Source organism: Thermococcus sp. (assembly GCF_015523185.1).
Classification (GTDB): Archaea; Methanobacteriota_B; Thermococci; order Thermococcales; family Thermococcaceae; genus Thermococcus.
The window spans coordinates 13,265-31,801 of record NZ_WAKV01000067.1 but is presented as its reverse complement, the minus strand read 5'-3'; the positions used below and the strand labels follow the sequence as shown (position 1 = coordinate 31,801).

Annotated in this window: 24 protein-coding genes; 9 read left to right on the top strand and 15 right to left on the bottom strand. The window is 50.5% G+C overall.

The window, feature by feature from the left end:
- Positions 1–4: 4 nt before the first annotated feature.
- Both F7B33_RS07965 and F7B33_RS07960 read right to left on the bottom strand, forming a co-directional pair.
- A complete protein-coding gene (locus F7B33_RS07965) occupies positions 5–325 on the bottom strand; it encodes a heavy metal-binding domain-containing protein (protein ID WP_297062618.1) in 321 nt (106 codons plus the stop codon).
- Positions 326–416: 91 nt separating this feature from the next.
- Complete coding sequence (locus F7B33_RS07960) at positions 417–1,001, bottom strand: YiiX/YebB-like N1pC/P60 family cysteine hydrolase (RefSeq protein WP_297062617.1); 585 nt, start codon at positions 999–1,001, stop codon at positions 417–419.
- Positions 1,002–1,212: 211 nt separating this feature from the next.
- Here F7B33_RS07960 and dph2 point away from each other — a divergent pair, with 211 nt between their 5' ends.
- The 4 genes from dph2 (at position 1,213) to F7B33_RS07940 (ending at position 5,199) form a co-directional block, all read left to right on the top strand.
- Positions 1,213–2,247 (top strand): diphthamide biosynthesis enzyme Dph2, encoded by a 1,035-nt coding sequence (gene dph2, locus F7B33_RS07955; RefSeq protein WP_297062616.1) that lies wholly within the window; start codon positions 1,213–1,215, stop codon positions 2,245–2,247.
- Entirely contained in the window at positions 2,244–2,855 is a 612-nt protein-coding gene (locus F7B33_RS07950; protein WP_297062615.1) for an METTL5 family protein, read from the top strand. The genes dph2 and F7B33_RS07950 overlap by 4 nt, the downstream gene beginning before the upstream one ends.
- Positions 2,856–2,956: 101 nt before the next feature.
- On the top strand, positions 2,957–3,877 hold the full coding sequence (locus F7B33_RS07945) for a hypothetical protein (protein ID WP_297074057.1): 921 nt from the start codon (positions 2,957–2,959) through the stop codon (positions 3,875–3,877).
- Entirely contained in the window at positions 3,877–5,199 is a 1,323-nt protein-coding gene (locus F7B33_RS07940; protein WP_297062611.1) for an RsmB/NOP family class I SAM-dependent RNA methyltransferase, read from the top strand. Before F7B33_RS07945 ends, F7B33_RS07940 begins: the two co-directional genes overlap by 1 nt.
- A 9-nt stretch (positions 5,200–5,208) precedes the next feature.
- Here the strand turns inward: F7B33_RS07940 and F7B33_RS07935 are convergent, their stop codons facing one another.
- From F7B33_RS07935 to F7B33_RS07895, 9 genes are all read right to left on the bottom strand, one after another.
- Positions 5,209–6,255 carry a mechanosensitive ion channel domain-containing protein gene (locus F7B33_RS07935; RefSeq protein ID WP_297062609.1) on the bottom strand — a complete coding sequence of 349 codons (1,047 nt, stop codon included), beginning with the start codon at positions 6,253–6,255 and terminating at the stop codon, positions 5,209–5,211.
- A complete protein-coding gene (locus F7B33_RS07930; protein WP_297062607.1) occupies positions 6,246–6,893 on the bottom strand; it encodes a DUF432 domain-containing protein in 648 nt (215 codons plus the stop codon). Before F7B33_RS07930 ends, F7B33_RS07935 begins: the two co-directional genes overlap by 10 nt.
- 34 nt (positions 6,894–6,927) lie before the next feature.
- Positions 6,928–8,037 (bottom strand): hypothetical protein, encoded by a 1,110-nt coding sequence (locus F7B33_RS07925; protein ID WP_297074055.1) that lies wholly within the window; start codon positions 8,035–8,037, stop codon positions 6,928–6,930.
- Between the two features lie 74 nt (positions 8,038–8,111).
- Positions 8,112–8,786: a DUF434 domain-containing protein gene (locus F7B33_RS07920; RefSeq protein ID WP_297074054.1), complete on the bottom strand. Its 675-nt coding sequence runs from the start codon at positions 8,784–8,786 to the stop codon at positions 8,112–8,114.
- A gap of 20 nt (positions 8,787–8,806) precedes the next feature.
- Positions 8,807–9,583: an HD domain-containing protein gene (locus F7B33_RS07915; protein WP_297062601.1), complete on the bottom strand. Its 777-nt coding sequence runs from the start codon at positions 9,581–9,583 to the stop codon at positions 8,807–8,809.
- An 87-nt stretch (positions 9,584–9,670) separates the two neighbouring features.
- On the bottom strand, positions 9,671–10,081 hold the full coding sequence (locus F7B33_RS07910) for a PIN domain-containing protein (protein WP_297074052.1): 411 nt from the start codon (positions 10,079–10,081) through the stop codon (positions 9,671–9,673).
- Positions 10,082–10,111: 30 nt separating this feature from the next.
- Positions 10,112–11,338, bottom strand: a complete 1,227-nt coding sequence (gene eif2g, locus F7B33_RS07905) for a translation initiation factor IF-2 subunit gamma (RefSeq protein ID WP_297074051.1) — start codon at positions 11,336–11,338, stop codon at positions 10,112–10,114.
- Positions 11,339–11,848: 510 nt separating this feature from the next.
- Entirely contained in the window at positions 11,849–12,262 is a 414-nt protein-coding gene (locus F7B33_RS07900; RefSeq protein WP_297074050.1) for a hypothetical protein, read from the bottom strand.
- 154 nt (positions 12,263–12,416) lie between these two features.
- Entirely contained in the window at positions 12,417–12,797 is a 381-nt protein-coding gene (locus F7B33_RS07895; protein WP_297066436.1) for a 30S ribosomal protein S6e, read from the bottom strand.
- A gap of 130 nt (positions 12,798–12,927) precedes the next feature.
- Here F7B33_RS07895 and F7B33_RS07890 point away from each other — a divergent pair, with 130 nt between their 5' ends.
- On the top strand, positions 12,928–13,098 hold the full coding sequence (locus F7B33_RS07890) for a preprotein translocase subunit Sec61beta (protein WP_297066434.1): 171 nt from the start codon (positions 12,928–12,930) through the stop codon (positions 13,096–13,098).
- Here F7B33_RS07890 and F7B33_RS07885 read toward each other — a convergent pair.
- The gene (locus F7B33_RS07885) at positions 13,095–13,745 is read right to left on the bottom strand and encodes a hypothetical protein (protein ID WP_297074049.1); all 651 of its coding nucleotides are present in this window, start codon (positions 13,743–13,745) and stop codon (positions 13,095–13,097) included. The two genes, F7B33_RS07890 and F7B33_RS07885, sit on opposite strands and share 4 nt — an antisense overlap.
- 92 nt (positions 13,746–13,837) lie before the next feature.
- On the opposite strand from F7B33_RS07885, the gene engB reads away from it, so the two are divergent.
- The gene (gene engB, locus F7B33_RS07880) at positions 13,838–14,386 is read left to right on the top strand and encodes a GTP-binding protein EngB (RefSeq protein WP_297074047.1); all 549 of its coding nucleotides are present in this window, start codon (positions 13,838–13,840) and stop codon (positions 14,384–14,386) included.
- Here the strand turns inward: engB and F7B33_RS07875 are convergent.
- On the bottom strand, positions 14,381–14,845 hold the full coding sequence (locus tag F7B33_RS07875) for an Lrp/AsnC family transcriptional regulator (protein ID WP_297074045.1): 465 nt from the start codon (positions 14,843–14,845) through the stop codon (positions 14,381–14,383). The two genes, engB and F7B33_RS07875, sit on opposite strands and share 6 nt — an antisense overlap.
- Before the next feature lie 145 nt (positions 14,846–14,990).
- Between F7B33_RS07875 and F7B33_RS07870 the strand changes: the two genes are divergently transcribed.
- From F7B33_RS07870 to F7B33_RS07860, 3 genes are read left to right on the top strand one after another with little or no spacing between them, the layout of a single operon-like run.
- Positions 14,991–16,052 carry a Clp1/GlmU family protein gene (locus F7B33_RS07870; RefSeq protein ID WP_297066426.1) on the top strand — a complete coding sequence of 354 codons (1,062 nt, stop codon included), beginning with the start codon at positions 14,991–14,993 and terminating at the stop codon, positions 16,050–16,052.
- Between the two features lie 47 nt (positions 16,053–16,099).
- A complete protein-coding gene (locus F7B33_RS07865) occupies positions 16,100–16,933 on the top strand; it encodes a geranylgeranylglycerol-phosphate geranylgeranyltransferase (RefSeq protein WP_297074043.1) in 834 nt (277 codons plus the stop codon).
- Between the two features lie 5 nt (positions 16,934–16,938).
- Complete coding sequence (locus tag F7B33_RS07860) at positions 16,939–17,319, top strand: ribonucleoside-triphosphate reductase (RefSeq protein ID WP_297064068.1); 381 nt, start codon at positions 16,939–16,941, stop codon at positions 17,317–17,319.
- Between the two features lie 37 nt (positions 17,320–17,356).
- Here the strand turns inward: F7B33_RS07860 and F7B33_RS07855 are convergent, their stop codons facing one another.
- The gene (locus F7B33_RS07855; RefSeq protein ID WP_297064065.1) at positions 17,357–18,163 is read right to left on the bottom strand and encodes an OB-fold nucleic acid binding domain-containing protein; all 807 of its coding nucleotides are present in this window, start codon (positions 18,161–18,163) and stop codon (positions 17,357–17,359) included.
- Positions 18,160–18,537, bottom strand: a complete 378-nt coding sequence (locus F7B33_RS07850) for a replication protein RepA (protein WP_297064074.1) — start codon at positions 18,535–18,537, stop codon at positions 18,160–18,162. Before F7B33_RS07850 ends, F7B33_RS07855 begins: the two co-directional genes overlap by 4 nt.

Below are 18,537 nucleotides of genomic sequence, written 5' to 3'. Positions count from 1 at the left end.
TGAATCACTCCGGCTCAACTATAACGGCGGTTCCAAAGGCGTAAACTTCCGCCATCCTCTGACCAACGTTGGAGGTCATAAAGCGCATCCCTATTATAGCGTTCGCACCCATTTCATTGGCATTTTCAATCATCCTCTGGAGTGCTATCTCCCTTGCCTGTGCCATCATCTCGGTGTACTCCTTGACTTCCCCGCCAACAAGGTTTCTTAAACCGGCAAGAATGTCCCGGCCAAGGTGAGTTGCCATAACAACCCCTCCCCGGGCGAGTCCCTTGACCTCAACAATCCTGTAGCCCGGAATTTTTTCCGTGGTTACAACAATCATGGTCAGCCCCCCAATACCTCGAACTTCGAGGTATTATATGCGAAGGAAATATAAAAGGGTTTTGCCACCAAAATGAAGAAAAACAAGGGGCTCAAGAAGAGTCGTAGTAGACTACGTAGGTGTCATCATCGTCGTAGATTTCCTGTGGGGCAACTCCCCAGAGGTACTCCCAGTAGAATCCCGGGTGTGCGTCGATATCGGGGCCTCCCGCCGCCATGTATGATGCCCACACGAGTTCGGAACAGTAATAGCTGTCTCCATAGACCTCTTTTGTCCACCATCCCCAGTCATAGGGCTTGCCAAGCTGTTGAAGCGCGAACCTGACCGCTGCCTCCCTCACTTCGTTTGTTGTATCAACCCTGAGAACCGCCACCGTGTCGTACCTCTTCAAGAAGTCCGATAGATACACGGTCCTAACTTCGCTTGGGTTATCCCATGCTTCGACAACCACCCAGTCCTGGGCAGAGGAGTCATAGTATGCTATTATACCCGTGTGAGTCCAGTATCCTGGGATTATAAGATCTGATATGGGGTTGTGTCCAATTACTATATCTCCGGGGATAATACCCGTTGGATATGGGTGGGAATAGTCCTGAGACAGGCTTGAAGACGCTGAAACGGGGCTCAACGTCACAATCAGGAGCAACACACTCATTATAAATGCAACCCTCCTCATTTGCTTCACTCCAACGTAGATTTTAGAGTATCTTTGCTCAACAATGCTTAATAAACCCTTCGAATAAATTTGTGAAATATCTAAGAAATTTTACATACCACAACGTTACCAAGAAAACTTTATATTTAATCTTAGGTGCCCGGCAACTGTTATTAGTAACCTCCCCGATGAAAATTTAAACCCATCAAAACAGGGTTTAGTGGGTGGTTGAATGTACGTGATTCCCCTCGAAGAGATACTCGCCGAACTGCGAAGGCTCAACGCTAACCGTGTCCTCATACAGTCACCGGAAGGCCTCAGGAGAGAAGCTGAAGAGTTGGCCAGTTTCCTTGAGGATAGGGGACTTGAAGTCACCCTCTACGGAGAAGTTAACTACGGCGCCTGCGACCCAGCGGATTTGGAAGCGAAACGGCTTGGTTGCGATGCTTTAATCCATCTCGGGCACAGCTATATGACGCTTCATCTTGAAGTGCCAACAATTTTCGTTCCAGCTTTTTCCAGAGTGGATGTTATTCCGTCCTTGAAGAAAAACCTTGAGGAAATCAGAAAACTTGGAAAGAAAATAGCCCTTGTAACAACTGCCCAGCACATCCACAAACTCGAAGATGCCAAGAACTTCTTGGAAACGAACGGCTTTGAGGTCGTTATTGGGCGGGGGGATTCCCGCGTTTCCTGGCCGGGACAGGTTCTCGGGTGTAACTTTTCAAGTGCAAGAGTAAAGGCAGAGGGGATTCTCTTCATCGGTTCAGGCTACTTTCACCCCCTGGGGGTTGCCCTTGCTACAAAAAAACCAACCCTGGCAGTAAACCCTCACACTGGAGACGCAATCTGGATGGCCAAGGAGGCAGAGAGAATAATCAGAAGGCGCTGGGCCCAGATAGCGAAGGCCATAGACGCGAAGAGCTTTGGGGTTATAGTAAGCACGAAGAAGGGCCAGTTAAGGCTTGCTGAAGCCAAGAGAACCTTGGAGCTTCTCAGGGAGCACGGGAAGAAGGCCAGACTTATAGCAATGGACCACATAAGCTACCCACAGGTGGAGGGATTCCCCTTCGATGCCTATGTTGTTGTCGCATGCCCAAGGGTTCCGATAGATGACTACGAGAACTGGGGGAAGCCCGTGCTAACTCCGAGGGAGGTAGAGCTACTTCTAGGTTTAACCGACGAGTACAAATTCGATGAAATACTCGGGGCTGAACGAAGGGAGGACGAGCCCCTCGGCATAGCCGTTCACGGTGTAGGAAAATGAAGAAAAAGCACCTTGCCATGACCCTTTCAAGGCTCGAAGGATTTAGGGATCCAAAACCCGAGCTGGAGCAGTATCGAACCCCGGGAGATGTAGCGGCCGAACTCCTGTGGCTTGCTCACTCCTCGGGGCATATAGTCGGCAGAACTATCGCTGACCTGGGTGCCGGAACCGGGGTTCTCTCAATCGGTGCGAAGCTCCTTGGGGCGAGGAAGGTCTACGCTGTTGAGATTGACAAAGAAGCCCTCGAAGTTGCCAGAAAAAACGCAAAAGTCCTTGGACTTGAGGTTGAGTTCATAAACGCCGATGTCTCGGAGTTCAATGAAAGCGTTGACACCGTTGTTATGAACCCTCCATTCGGGAGTCAGAGGAGACATGCCGATAGACCATTCCTTATGAAGGCCTTTGAAGTTGCCGATGTTATTTACTCAATACATCTGGCAAAGCCTGAGGTGAGGAGGTTCATAGAAAAGTTTTCCCGAGACTTTGGATTCAAAGCAACCCTGCTGGGGACGGTTCCCTTCGAGATTCCTGCCCAGTTCCATTTTCACAGAAAAAGACTGGGGAGAATTTCCGTTGACCTCTATCTCCTCGAAAGGCGTTCACTATAGATATTCATTTGGATTTATTAGAAGGTCCAGGTTTTTCACCGAAAAAAATATATTTATGCCAAACGTCAGGTTAAATGGTAGAATCAATATCGGTGACGTGAATGCCCCGGGGTAGTTTTGATTCACTGCTCAAAAAGTGGGAGATGAAGGATTTAATAAGACTTGCACGAAATAGCGACGAAGCTCTGATTGAAATACTAAATGCAATTGGGTCAGAGGATACAGACGTAAAGCTCGCCGCACTCTCAGCGCTTCTAGAGCTCGTTCAGACCTCAAACTGGCGTGAGAGGAAGAGGATTCTCGAACTGGGCTTTGACGTTCTCATTGACAGCCTCTCAACGGAAGACCCCCGCGTCCAGTGGAGAACCCTAGCGATACTCTCAGCACTTCTGAAGAACAATCCCCTCAACGGGGTGAGGCTTCTCAAGCTGGTGAGGGCAATAACAGCAATAGCCGAAACTAAAAACACAATGGTGTGGGACGAATTACTCAACGTCGTCGAGAACGTTATGGCCCCCTACATAGACGATAGCGTTGCGGGAGAGCTGAAGAGTATGCTGAAAAACGGCACCACTGCGGAGGCGATAGTCATTGCCATGGTGCTCCTTGAGACAGGGGCTATAGACAAGGACTGCTGGGTAACCCTTGTGGAGAGAGTTGCGGGTGCACTCCTCAGCGGCGAGCCAAGGCTTGTTGACGCTGGTCTAGTTGCATCACTCAAGATATCGAAGCTCCCACCCGTCTATCATATGGATGTCCTTATTAAAGAACTCCTTCCAGCGTTGAGAAAGGCGATGCTTAACTGCAACGACCACATAAGAAAGGCAAAGGCCATTGAAGTATTTGATAAATTGAGAGAGACCCTGGCGAGATACTACCGATTTAGGCCCAAAGAAGCCCAGCGCGTTGTTGAGGAGCTACTGAGCATCGGGCTGGGCGATGAGGCATACCTAATTTCCTCCGCGATAGGCACGATTCCAACGTCTCCATGGGAATTCTACGGAAACAGGGGTAAGCTCTGATGCCAAAGCTCAAGCTGAGCGACAGACAGCTCTACGCCCTCATCGAGGCCGTTAAACTTGGAGAGGAGATAAAACCGAGCCAGCAGGCTAAGAGGAAAGCCTTCTCCAAGTACAGAATAGAGGGATGGGAGAACTCCAAGCTTACCGGAATTTTCTACTCAATTCAGCGACGACTCGGACTCATAGACGAGGTTATAGGCGAGCTCGTCGGCGTTTCTCCGCTCATTTTAGACCCATGGCTGAGGGCAACGCTTAGAGTGGCCGTTGAGGTTGCCGTTTTCAGAAACCCGAACGAAAAGACCCTGCAACATCTTAAAGGTCTGGCCAAGTTCCTCTCAAGCAGAACCCACCCCTACGTGGGTTATTACTACTACGACCTTCTCCCAAAGGTTATCAACTACGTCCCAAGGCTAGACTCTGAGGAAAAAAGGCTAAAGTGGGATTACCTGTTTCCGGAGTGGTTCATTGGAAAGATGCGTGAACTTCTGGGTGACGAAGCGGAGGAACTCCTCAAAGCGCTCAACGAAACCCTGCCGGTTAGCTTGAGGGTAAACAGACTGAAGGCGAGCGTTGAGGAAGTTGAGGATTACCTAAAGGAAAGGGACCTCCTTTTTGAAAGGAGCAAGAGGGTTGAGACAGTAATCCGGGTTCTCGACCCCTTTAACCCTGGGAAGCTGATGGAGAGGGGTCTGGCACTCCCGCAGGAGGAAGCTTCAGCCGTTGCGTCACTTATTCTCGCTCCCAAACCAGGTGAAACCGTCGTTGACCTGGCCGCGGCCCCAGGAGGAAAGACCGCCCACATGGCCGAGCTCATGAATAACGAGGGAAGGATATATGCCCTCGACGTTGACCCCGAGAGGATTAAGCGCATGAGGAAAATCTTGCAGTGGATGGGCGTTGAGATAGCGGAAGTAAAGAAGCTCGACGGCAGGAATGCCCCGGAAGTGCTGGGGGAGGGAGTAGCGGACAGGGTCCTTCTGGACGCTCCCTGCACGAGCGACGGGACGATAGCAAAGAACCCCGAACTGAGGTGGCGGTTGAGGGAGAAGAACATTCCCAAGGTTGTTGCGCTCCAGAAGGAGCTCATCGAGAGCGCTTGGAGACTTTTAAAGCCCGGCGGGAGGTTGCTCTATTCGACTTGTTCCATGCTGAGGGAGGAGAACGAGGATGTTGTGGAGTGGTTCCTTAAGGGGCACAGCGATGCCAGGCTTGTCCCTATAAGTGGACCCTACGATGAGGGTTTCCTACCCGAGACGATGAGGGCCTGGCCCCACAGACATGGCACAATAGGCTTCTTTTACGCCCTGATTGAAAAGGAGTAAGAAAACACCTCACTCGCCCTCTAACTTTACCTTCAACTCGTTCGCGAACCAGTTGACCCTCTGCGGGAAGGGTATCTCTATACCCTCCCTGTCAAGGGCCTCCTTTATTCTCCTCACGATTTCGGTCCTTACATCAAACCACTTCTCGCTCGGGGCCCATGCCCAGACCCTCAAGATAACGGCGCTGTCTCCCAAATCCTCGACGTAAACCCTCGGCTCGGGCTCTGCCAAAACGAGGGGCATCTCATCGAGGGTTTTCTTTATAACCTCAATCGCCCTTTGGGCATCCTCTGCATAGGCTATGCCCACCTGAACGTCAACCCTCCGAACCGGATACCGCTTTAGATTAACAATGTTACTGTTAAATAATGTCTCATTTGGAATCCTGACAAGGGTTCCATCCCATGTCCTTATTCTCGTCGAGAGAATCCTTATGTCCTCGACAATCCCTTGGACATCTCCGACTTGGACAGCGTCGCCTATCTGGAGGGGTTTGTCAAAGTACATGAAGATTCCGGAGACGAAGTTAGAAACGACGGTTCTCGACGAGAAACCGAGAACGATACCCGTTATCCCTGCCGCGGCTAGAAGGGCTCCGAGCTCACCCATGATACCCGCAAAGCTAAGGGCAAGGAAAAACGCCAAGGTTATGAAAGTATAATAGAAAAGCTTTGCCTTGATTTTGTCCTCTGGCCCTCTTTTTGTCTGAATGAGGTAGTCCTTTGATTTCTTTGCTATAAGGTAGGAGATGTAGAAAAACCCCACTGCAAAGGCAAGGTTTCCTATTGTCGTCGGTCCTACGTTGTATTTCATCAGACCGAGGGCGTAGAGGGCCCCGATTATGCCGCCAAGGATAAAGAGCTTGAAGACGAGTTCTGCTGTGTCCTCATTGAGTATCCACGTCAGGTCCGTTTCTTTCGAGGCCCGAATTATGCCCTTCTTCATAAGTTCGCCGAGGAACGTCAGGATAACCATAGCCAAGATGGCCTTGAGCAACTCCTCAACGGTGATTCCCGGAACGATTGGCGTTGATAAGGCAGTTGTGTTCACGGCCACCACCTCATCCTGAAGTTTGGCATGGGTTCGGCCTTGTGAGTCGCCTTTAGCCTTCCATCTGGAGGATTCCCCGTGTTGTTAACCTCGTAGGGTTCCTTTGTCGTGAGAATTATAAGGGGGTAGTAGGCCCTCTCCCCGGAATAGAACATGGTGCTGTTTTTTATTGGGATAACGACTCGCTCAACCAGTTTCCAATCCCTTGTGGGATTCCTAATAATCAGCTTGACCACACCCAGAGAGTCCGGTTCGCTCTCGTAAAACGGACTTACATGGTATCTTGCAATAATCCCAATTGAATGCTCTCCGTATAGGGCGTATTTTTCCTTTCCAACAACGAAGCGGTCTATTGTTGTGTTTCCGGTCTTGGATACAACGTCCACTGGTGCGCTGAGATAACCGTGAACCGTCTCTCCAGGTGGAACGGTAAGTCTCTCCCTGAGCCTTATCATGAGAAACCTGACGCCGTATCCCTCAGCGGGGGCAGGAAGAATGGAAAGCTTTCTCCCCTTAAGAATTCTCACAACAACATCGTCTCGCTTGTACGTGAAAACCCCTTCTGAGTTTTCGATTATATGAATTTTTTTGTTTCCGACGTGTATGAACTGCGTTTTGAGCTCGTGCTCTCCGAAGGTTTTCATGTTGAAAAATTTGAGAGCCAAAATTTAAAGTTTCCTAAGGAGCCCTCACCAGGTCCAGCCTTTCAACCTTGAAGTAGCCGTATATCGTTATTGGGTTCCCGCTCTCGTCAAGGGACGTAAAGTTTCCATCAACCTCAAGCGGGATGAAGATTTTCGGCGCGATCTTCGCCCTTCCACTCATCGAAACCCCCTCCGGCCCAGAGTAGCTCCAAGTTCCTTCAACAACGCGGAACTCTATACCTGAGAATTCCACGGTTCCATCGGGCCTCGTCTCCCACTCCCAGGCGTGGCCGAGGTAGTCGCTCCAGGCCCCCTTTTGAGGCTCCAGAAGGTTTCTAGCACTCCAGTCACCCCATAGTCCAACGTGCAGGACCGCGAACCAGCCAGTGTAGAGGTTCATCAGGTCGGGATTCAGGTCGCTCATGATATCCTGGTCGCCACCGATATAGGGAATGACCGATTTACCCACCGCTGGGGGATTGGTGTAGAGGAGCTCCCTTCCGTCGTACTCAATCTTGAAGCCGACGAAGTCGTTGTCGCCGTAGGTTGAGGAGGCCCAGCCCATGTCCCAGGGGTATATGAAGGCTTCGCTCGTCCGCGTGGTGTACCAGACCCTAATCGTGACGGGTTTGTCCATTTCCACGGCCTTGACTGGCGTTATAACCGTCTCGTACTCGTAAACCTCAAAGCTTCCTACCTCGGTCTTGGAACCTGAGAAGTCGAGGCCATAGACCGTAACGTTGGTTTTCCTCTCTGTCTTCTCGATTCTGTACTCGTAGAGCGGGCTCGTTTCGTTCGGCCTGACCCTGTAGAGGACGACGTAGTGGGTAACGAAGTAGCGCTCGCCATCGACCACTATCGGAGAGTATTCCCATGGGTTTTTCCAGTAGAGCTCACCCTGTGGAATTGAGGTTGACGTTTGGGTTCCGGTTTCGCTCTGGCTCGGGGTGGAGGATGTCGAGTGCGTCTCTGATGTAGTTTTCGTCGTTTCCACCGAGGAAGTGGACTTAGATGTTGAGCTCTCCCATCCGGTGGACTGGGAGCCCGTTTCTGGCGTTCCCGATGAGCTTCCACCCGAACCAACGCATCCGCTTGCGATAATAACAACCGCCACGAGCAAAAGGGCGAGTGCAAACTTTTTCATACCAACATCTCCTTTCTTGTTGAGTAAGGCCCAGAAAAGCAAAGGGCATCTTTACGTATTTGGTGTTCATTCTATTAAAACCTTTTTAAAGATTCGAGCGAACTTGAACTTGTTAAAACTCCCCTCAAGGGAAGGGGTTCCAGCCCGGCTAAGCCCCCGGCGAACCTTGAAAGGTCGAAAACGTGCTCGACTTTCTCAATAACGCCAACGTCTGCGGTAGCGACGGTCTCAAAGGCTTTCAGCTCGTAGTCAGGACTCCTGACGAGGCGAACCTCAGCTGGAACCTCAAGCTCTCTCAGAAACCTTTCGGTGATTGCCTTAACGACGCCACTCCCCGGGTTGTTCTTCCCGTAGAAGAGGACCGCCTTTTGCGGGGAGAGCTCAGCTAAGGCCGAGACTATAAGTTTTAGATTATGCTCAGTCTCCTCATGAGGTCTGTACTTCCCCCGGTAGGCCAAATCTCTAACGAGCGAATCTTCGCAGAGTATTGCCTTCCCAGCTAAGAGGGATTCAAGGGTTATGAGGACGTTAAAGCCGTCTATCGCCAGAACTCTACCCCGGACTTCATGGGGCCTGAGGAGTTTTCGCTTAACCTCCTCAACCCACGAATCCGAGAAGACACAGCGAGCTAAAAGGTGCCGTTCCTTTTTTCCAAGCTGGTAGTGGTTGGAAACGAAATTCAGGGCAACGCTTTTCCTGTAACCCCTGTTGAGGAGGTATTTAAGGTCCCGATATGCCTCAACCAGCATGACAAAAAATAGGAGAAAGCTCAGATAACCTTTTCGAGGGTTTCTCCGTCCTTGCCGGTGTGAATCCTGAGCTTGACCTTGCTTGCAAGGAGGGAGCTCTTGACCTTCTTCGTCAGAATCTCATCGACTTGGAAGATTCCTGCCGGGTGCTTCATCCATATCTCGATGAGTATCGGCTGTCTCTCGTCACCCTCGCGGATTTCAACGCGCTCTATTGCTAGAGCAGAAACGGCGTGTATGTCAACGCGGTCCTTCTTGTGGACGAGCCTGCTCCTTCCTGCCTCCATGTCACAGCCATCAGCTATGGTAACGATAGAGCCCTCTATGGTTGTGCACGGCACGTGCTCGTCGTGGGTGTAAATTGCGTTGAGGGTTAAAGCTTTCAGCAACAGGGGGTCGTGCCTCTCGAACTCCCTCACGAGCCTCTCGATTATGGGTTCGGCGAGGAAAACGCTGAATTCATAATGGTTTATCCTGTGTATCATGTTGCCTATGTCGTGAAATAGGGCTCCAAAGGCGACTATAAACTTGCTCCACCAGAGGGGCTTGCCAAGTTTCTCAGCCGTCGTTTGGATTTCAAACTTCTTGAGTATCCTAAGCAACTCAAGGGCCCTTCTTGTCGTCAGGAGAACGTGAACGGGACCATGGTCGTTGAACTGGTAGACGTTGAGCACTATGTAATTTGTAGTGTCAAAGTAGTAGTGGTACTCTCGAAAAGTCCTTTCGTAGGCCTCGAAGAGCTTGTCGTCCTCAAAGAGTTCCCTAATTTCCTTTAAGAGTGCCTCCTCCGTATACATTCTCCCACCCAAAGCCCAAACGGCGCTTAGAATTTAAGGGTTTTGAACGGGATTCGGTGAAAACCCGCCTGGATAAGGCACGTCTTTTCACTCCAGCATGCCCTCAAGCTCGAGGATTTTTTTTGAGCGGAGGTAAACAACTGGGATGCCCCTCTCCCTTAATCTCTTCTTCAGCCCTTTATCGTTCGTGCAGACTATAACACGCTCGTTACTGACGGCAAAATCGTAAATCTGGTCGTCTATAGGTTTTTCACCAAAGCGACTTATCTCGATGGTCTCGAACCTCTCCGCGAGCTTCTTAGCCATCCTAACCGCGAGCAGGTCTTTTCCCCGGGTCTTTCTCTCTATGACACTCAGCTCATCGAGGACAACGTTTGGAATGACTATCCTGAACCTAACGTCAAGGACTCTGTTGAGCTCCGAGATTATGTCAACGCCGAACTGGCCCGGGACAAGGAGAAAGTTCGTGTCAGGGATGACTATCCATTCCCTCCTCATAAAAACCACCAAGAAAAGAAGGGAAAGGGCTCACTCCTTTATGAAACCGTAGCCTATGAGGCGCCACCTGCTCCCGACCTGCCTGCTTATGGCAACCCTATCGCCGACCTCAGCACAGACCGGAATCTGGAGCTTGAGCTCGACCTCGTCCTTTCCAAGGCCTGTCACGAGACCCATCGTTCTGGCCGTTCCAACGTTGAGGAGGAGAACCTCCTTCCTCTTAATTGGCTCCACCTTGAGCTCATCGGCAGTACCAACAACGCGCTCAAGAAGATGAACCTCAAGCCTGAGCTCCTTCCACACCGGCGGGAGTTTGCCGGGCTTTCCAACGACGTTTCCTGCCATAAGGTCACCCTTCGTTAAGTATGGGTCGAGCTTTGTCCCAACGCCGACGAGTCCTCCCGGATAGGCCTCCTCAACGAACCTACCACCGGCCTGGAGCGAGACTATTTCAGTGGTTATCGGCTCGTACTTAATCCTGCCGTGCTCCTCATAGGGAACGCCCGGCCTTATCTCTATCTCGTCTCCCACTTTCAGCTTGCCCTGGACTATCGAACCACCGATAACGCCACCTATGAGCTTCTCAGGGGGAGTTCCCGGCTTGTTGACGTCGAAGCTCCTCAAAACCAGCATCTTCGGCGGCTTGTTCGGGTCGCGCTTTGGAGTTGGAATGAACTTTTCTATTGCCGCGAGAAGAACGTCAACATTAGCTCCATGTAAAGCTGAAATCGGGATTATCGGGGCGTTCTCAGCGACAGTTCCAGCCACGAACTCCTTGATTTCTTCATAGCGTTTCATGACGGTCTCCCTGTCGACGAGCTCAATCTTGTTGAGAGCTATGACTATGTTCTTGTTCCCAACTATCTGAAGGGCCATCAGGTGCTCCCTCGTCTGGGGCATGACTCCCTCGTTGGCCGCTATGACAAGTACCGCACCGTCCATAAGGGAAGCTCCGGCGAGCATCGTTGTCATCAGCGCCTCGTGGCCGGGGGCGTCTATGAAGGAAACGCGCCTCTCGAACTCGGTCTCGGCACCGCAGTATGGGCAGACCGGTGAGGTTGAGTACCTGCCACACTTTGGGCACTTCCTTATCTCGGCATCGGCGAAGCCTATCTTTATCGTAATACCTCTCCTCAGTTCCTCGCTGTGCGTGTCAGTCCATATTCCGGTTAAAGCCTTGGTGAGTGTCGTCTTACCGTGGTCAACGTGACCAACCATTCCTATGTTAACCTCGGCCTGTCTAAACTCCTTGGCCATCTCTCTCACCCCTAAGAAGTAGAAACTGGGGGCGCTTATTAAGGTTTCTTTATAACCCACCTTCGGTTTTGCTGAACGTTCTGGGAGTAGTCAGGTGAAGAAAATCGAACAAGCGGATGGTTACGATGTATTAAAAACCCTGAAATTCCTCGCCTGAAGGAGTTTCTCCTTCTTGTCTTTGCTAAACGGGTGTCCTGCATCCGTGAGGAGCTTGGCCCTTATCAGTGCAAATATCAACCCCAGCAGTCCTAAGATGAGGAGGTTGCTATCAAACCATCACCCAAAAAGAGATGCCATTACCAGTATAAAGTCTATCACATAACGAGAAACCAAGAGATTGTTGGTAACAATCTCGGCTTTCTCCTTAGGATATATTTTGAGAATGCTATCTACTCATCCCTGTAAATGAGTAGGATTATTGACTACCAAGACCTCGACCGCAATCAAGCGAGTGAGGAAATTGTACGCGAACTTTTTGTTGTTGGCAACCATGAACGACTCCCCGGTTAATCATGGCATGGAGGATTCTCTATCCTTCCTCCACAGGGTAAGCTCGAAAAAGCTTCCTAGAAGGCCCAGCAGAACTGCTGGAAGTAGGAGGAACAGTAGCACCAATATGAACCCCTCGCCCTCAGTTGGGCCCGATATTGGACCGTCTATGAAAGAGGCCACAATCTTTAACAGTCCAAGAACTGCCACGAGAAGGATTGGCACGATGGTTAAAGTAACCGTTGCAAGGTCTCCGGGCTTAACACCAAGCCTAGATGCAAGGAACGCCACAGCGATAGAACCCAACAGCAGGCCCACGAGATAGAGTGCAAGTGGAGGTATTCCTCCCGCGTTAACTCCAAGGAGAAAAACTGCCAAAAAGGATAGGACAACCATAAGGATTGAAATTCCCAATCTCCCCACCATCTCACCCACAACAACCACCCGTGAGAATTATCTCCGATATCAACTATGCAACTCACCCCCATAACTTTTTTCATTTTGCTAATGGTAAAGAAGTATAAGTAAAAGAGTCGAGTGGCCGTACAATTTGAGAGTTTAAATGGCCATAGAAAGGAGTAAAGAAAGCTCAAAACACAATCTTCATGTTGACCTGGACGATGTTTGGGCTTATGGTGTTGCCATGGACGGTCTTCTTCCTCCTCTCACCCTTCTCCCTGGGCCTAAAGCCCGGCCCCTTGGAGAGGAGTATCTTAACCCTCCTCGGGCCGTGGACGTCTGGTCTCATCGGGAAGCCGTCTTTGTCTGTCCCTCCGGTTATCTTGAGCTTCGCATCCTCGGAAATGCTCTCGTCGCCGAATATCTCCCTGAGGTTAAGACCGAGCTCCTTCGCTGGGACTTCCTCACCTATGCGCTTTCCTATGAGCTTCTCTGCCTCCCCACCGGTTATCTCAACCTGCTTTGCTATACCGGTCTTCGGGTTCGATATAACGAGCTTGAAAGTGGCCATTCCTCCCACCTCCATTCATCAGCGGGATTCATTGGGCAGAGCCCTTTCCCGAGCGGTCTTGAACGGAGCGTTTAAAAACCTTACCGTGAAGTTTAAATATAATAGTGAAAACTCAAGGGCAGGTGGTAGTATGGCGAAAGAAAAAACGACACTCCCACCAACCGGAGCAGGGCTGATGAGGTTCTTTGACGAGGACACAAAGGCCATAAAGGTCAGCCCGAAGGGCGTCATAGCAATGACCCTCGTGCTCATTGCAGCTGAGGTTCTTCTGTACGTCTTTGGTCCAAGTATCTTCGGCTAAAGGAAGCTCGTTTTCTTTAATCCCCTTGCGTTTAGCTCCTCGTCTATTATTCCCCTAACAACTTCTTCGAGCTGTCTCTGGATGAGCGCCTCAACGTCAGCTTTAATCTTGTCAATGTCCCCCCTAAGGCCTTCGAGGAGCCTGATGTATTCTCTAGCCATCTCAAGCTGCCCCTCCTGCCTTACGAGTTGCTCTTTCAGGTGCTCAAAGTCGTCCTTCATGACCTGGAACTTCCTGAGCTCACGCTGGAGCTCCTCGATTTCCCTCTTGAGGCGGTAGTTTTCCTCCTTGAGCTGTTCTATAAGTTTTTCTTTGGCCTCAAGCTCCTTCACAAGGGAGTTGTATTCCTCAGCTATCTGGTGGAGTCTCTCGATTTCCCGCAGGGGGGGAACCTTGCCGTCGCCGAGGATTATAACATCTGGCCCCACGTTTACAATGTCGTCCGGGGATATTTTCATCTTCCTCTCGCTTGTGAAAATGCTCTGGCCCTTCCCAAGGTTCTCGACTTCCTTCATCTTGAGTATAAAGTAGAACTTGTCTCCCTCAACCTCGACGTTTATGTCGGTAACATAGCCGAGTATCTTGCCATCGGTAAGAGAAATCACGAACTTGTTTATTAACTGGTTAGTCCTTGCCTCTTCGGGCATATTCACCACCGCAGGATTTTGTTTCTAGGCATACTTAACCTTTCCGCCAAACCTTTTAAAGGCCCGAAAGAACTTCAGCTAGGTGAGGAGAGATGATAATATTCGCCGGGCGCTCAAATGTCGGCAAGAGCACGCTGATATTCAAACTTACAGGGAAGAAGGTTAAGAGGGGAAAGAGGCCCGGCGTGACGAGGAAACCCGTTGAAATCGAGTGGAGGGGCAAAAAGGTCGTTGATTTGCCCGGTTTTGGCTTCATGAGCGGGCTTCCAAAGCACGTCCAAGAGAGAGTAAAGGATGAGATAGTGCACTTCATCGAGGACAACGCCGATGAGATAGAGCTCGCGGTTCTTGTTGTTGACGGAAAGGCTTCGCCTGAGATAATAGAACGCTGGGAGAAGAGAGGCGAGATTCCGATAGATGTGGAGTTCTACCAGTTCCTCCAAGAGCTTGACATACCAACCATAGTTGCCGTCAACAAGGTTGACAAAGTCAAGAACGTCCAGGGGGTTATATACTTTTTAGCTGAAAAGTTCGGCGTTCCCTATTCGGAAATTCCAAGGACTTTTGTTCCAGTCTCGGCCAAGTTCGGAAAGAACCTCGACGAGCTGAAAAGATTGATGGAAGAGAAACTCAGGTCATAGCACTTCCAAGACGAGGTGGGTGTTGGTTTCTCTGACGCCGTCGAGGGAAGCTATCTCCTCGAGTATCTCGTCAAGTTTCGTCTTGTCTGCCTCGATTATCAGGTCAACGTCGCCGGTAACGCGGTAAATCTTCTTTATTTTGAGTCTTCTTATGGCCTCATAGACGTGCCTTCTCTTTGTCGGTTCAATCTTAACAAAAACGAAAACATCTCCTTTTTTCTCGCCCAAAAGTTCAAGCGCTTTGTCGGTCAGGTCTATGAAACCCCTGCCGGTTCTTATGTAGCTGAGCTCCTTGAGAACCTTGAGGTGGTTGCTCAAGGCTTGTCTTGTTATGCCAAGCTCTTTCGCCAGCTCGTCCTGGGTTTTCTCGACGGTATGAACCTCGATTGTCTTGCCGTCCTCGTAGAGCTTCCTCAGGAGTTTGACCTGCCTCGGTGTCAGGGAGTTCCTCTCTGGCATGAGTATCACCTTATTCTTTTTCTAATTTAATCGCGATAAACGTCAAACTTCCATTTTCACTTCTTCACTGAAAGTGAGGCATCTTATAAGTTTTTCTAGGGTTTTTGGACTCAAGGTTTTTAACCTTCCACAGAAACTCTAAACCATGAACAAGGCCATCTACACCAACGATGTTCCCCCCGACAGGCTAGAACTCCTTGCCGAGCTTTCTTCACGAGATGCCGTTAAGGTTATGGTTATTGGGGACCTTGATACGGGAAAGAGCACCCTTGTAACGTTTCTGGCAAACGAGCTCATGAACCTCGGAAAGAGCGTTGCAGTAGTTGATTCCGACGTTGGTCAGAAGGGTGTTCTCCCACCAGCCACGATAAGCCTTGCTCTCCCGGAGGAAAACTTCTCAAGCCTTTCCAAACTCACTGGAATGGCTCACTACTTCATAGGAACGGTCTCTCCTGGCCAGTTTATCGGTGAGGTGGCCGTTGGCGTTAGGAGGCTCGTTGAGCTGGCCGAGAAAAGTGCAGATGTTGTTTTAATAGACACGACCGGTTTCGTTACCGGACCGGGTTTTGAGATGAAACGCCTTAAAGCAGAGCTAGTGAAACCGGATTTGATAGTCCTCCTCGAGAGGAATGGTGAACTTAGCTCACTTGCTAGGGCACTCTCACCGTATGGAAACGTGGTCAGGCTTGGAGTCAGCGAAAACGCAAGGAACGTCTCTAGAGAGGAAAGGCGAGAAATCAGGTTTGAGAAGTGGAGGACATACTTCCTGAACTCCAGTCTTGTCGAGTTTGACCTTTCGGAGATAGTTATTACCGGAACTTCCCTCTTCCATGGCCGTCCCCTTGATGAAATGGAGAAAACCCTCCTCTCGCGAGCCTTCCGGTGGCTCGTCCTTGCCGGATGGGAGAACAATGAACGCTACACAGTTGTGAAAGCAGATGAGGATAGCTTTCCGAGGGGCTACCGTTCGATTCACGCCGTAGACTTTGAAAAGCTGAACAACCTCCTTGTTGGCCTGATTGACGAAAACGGCCTCTGTCTCGGCCTTGGAATTTTGAAGTGGATTAACTTCAGTGCCGGAACGCTTCAGGTACTAACTCCCCTTGAGAAGGATTCATTGAGCTCTGTTAGGGAAATCCGTTTTGGAAGGATGAGGGTTTTGGAAACCGGTGAGGAGATGAGCCTTTTAAGGAGAGACGAACTTTGAGCCCATAAGGTTTTAAAGTTCAACCACAATGGTCGGAAGGTGATACCTTGGAGGCTAGGGCGTTCATCGAAATCACGAGGCCCCACAACTGTATATTAGCTGGTATAGTCGGTCTGCTCGGCTCGATAGTTGCAGTGGGACACTTTCCAGAGCCAACGAAGGCAATTTTAGTGTTCCTCGTTGTAACGCTCGGCTGTTCGGCCGGCAACACCATAAACGACTACTTCGACTACGAGATAGACAGGATAAACCGGCCGGAAAGACCCCTCCCCAGAGGAGCCATGGGCAGGAGGACTGCCTTCTGGTACGCGATGGTGCTCTTCGCTATTGGCCTAGTCCTCGCCTCGCTCATAAACGTCTACGCCTTTTTACTGGCCCTCATCGCCTACGCCACGATGTTCCTCTACGCCTGGAAGCTTAAGCCCCTGCCCTTCATCGGTAACTTGGCCGTTGCCGGCTTAACTGGTGCGACTCCGCTCTATGGAGCAATAGCCGTTGGTAAAATCGGTCTCGCTGGATATCTGGCACTTTGTGCCTTCCTCGTCAACGTCGCTCGGGAGGTCATAAAGGACATTGAGGATGTGGAAGGCGACCTAGCGAAGGGTGCTAAGACACTGCCGATAGTCATCGGGAAGAAAAAATCGGCCTACATCGGGGCGTTGTTTGCGTTTTTGACTGTTATAGCGTCATTCCTACCTATCAAAGCTGGTGTTGGACTTAGTTACTTGGCCATGGTTCCTGTTGATGCCATAATCCTTTATTCGGCATTCCTTATCCTCCGCTCGCAGGACAGGGAAACCGCCCACAGCTCCCAAAAGTTGCTCAAAATCAGCATATTCCTAGCCGTGATGGCTTTCCTGATAGCTTCACTTGTGAGGTGATTGGTATGGAATTTAAGGACGAGATAGTTAGGGAACTGGAAAACGATGAGCTCTGGACGGTGCTTACCTTCAAGACCCCTCACGGGCCTGCGACAACCCTGAACGAGCTCGTGAAGGTCGTTGAGGATGCCGGCTGGAAGGTCACTTTCAAAGCCAACTGGTGGACCGCTGACATTCCCTACGGCCTGATAAGGATAGACCTCCAGAAAGATGGAAGAGAGAAGATTCTCCTTGGCAAGTGGATTCTAGGGGAAAAATGCGAACTCATACGGATTGAAAGCCTCGACCTTGAACGCGGAAAGGACGAGTTCTTCCGTATGGTGGACAGCATAACCTCAACGCTAATCCACGACCCAGTTATAAGAACAATGCGCGAGCAGTACTGACGGCTTTATTTTTTGGAAATTTGAAAGGGAGAAAGGCTCAGAGGGGTTCGTAGAATCCTATCTCGGGCTCGTAGATTTCCCCCTCAGCCAGCAATTGGCTTATCGCCTCCTCGATTATTTCCTCGTCGAACTCCTTTGAAAGCTTTTTAACAATGAACTTGTGCGATAAAGCCTTCCCCTTCTCGCGGAGCAGGTTCATTACAGCTTCCTTTGCCTTCTCAAGCTCTGGATTGAGTGGCGTCTCCTCTGTTTCTTCGGCCGTTTCTTCACCCAGTAGCTCCTCCTCAAGGGCCCTCTGCTCAAGCATCATTGTGTAGAGCTCGTCTATTGTGAGGAGAAGCTCCTCATCAACCCCCCTGTTCTTGGCTATGACCTTCGCCTTGGCCGTTATTCCGTAGCGGTCGTAGATTTCAAAGGCTATCCTAGCCTTCTCGGCGTGCTCCACCTTCTCCTTCAGGGTCTCGAAGCGGTGGAGTATCCAGAAGTTCGGACTAACTTTGGAAACGCCCTCTACAAGTATCTGCTTGTCATCGCGCCACTCTGCTACTTTCCCGATTATCTGGACGAGGTCGCCCTTTTTAACGAGTCTTATGAAGCGGGTATCATCTCTGAAACCGAGAACCCATATCGTTCCCGTCCCGTCGTCAATCTGGAACTTGCCGTAGGTCTCATCGTCGCTTATAACGGGCTCCCTGACAACGGTGGCGACGACCTTGACGCGATAGACCTTTCTGGCGTCGCGCGTTATTAGGTAGTTGGGCTCGAAGTCGCCCTCGCTTCTCACGTAGTAGCCGTCAAGAATGTCCTTGACGTAGACCCTGCTCGCTGGCAGGCGCTTCTTCATAGCTCCTCACCCCCGAAGAAGCTGATGACGTTTTCAATCTTTGGCAGGACCTTTCTCTCGAGTTCCCTTATCTCTTCAAGCGCTTCCAGGTCTGCCTCGCTGAAGTCCTGTATCACCTCGCCGAAGATGTGGACGCTCTCCTCACCCCTTATGACCCTCCCGATGACCCTTACCGTTTGGCCGTTCTCGGGTAAAACGTTCTCCTCGCTCTCAACGAGTATAACACCGGTTCCATCGTCTAGCCAGAAGGTGTAGTCGAGCTTGTCCACCTTGAAGGCCTTGCCAATGAGAGAAACCCTGGTGTCGTCTTCCCTAATCTCGGCAATTTTCCTCTCAACCGCGGGTTTTCTCCTTCTAAAGCGAACCTCCTCCAT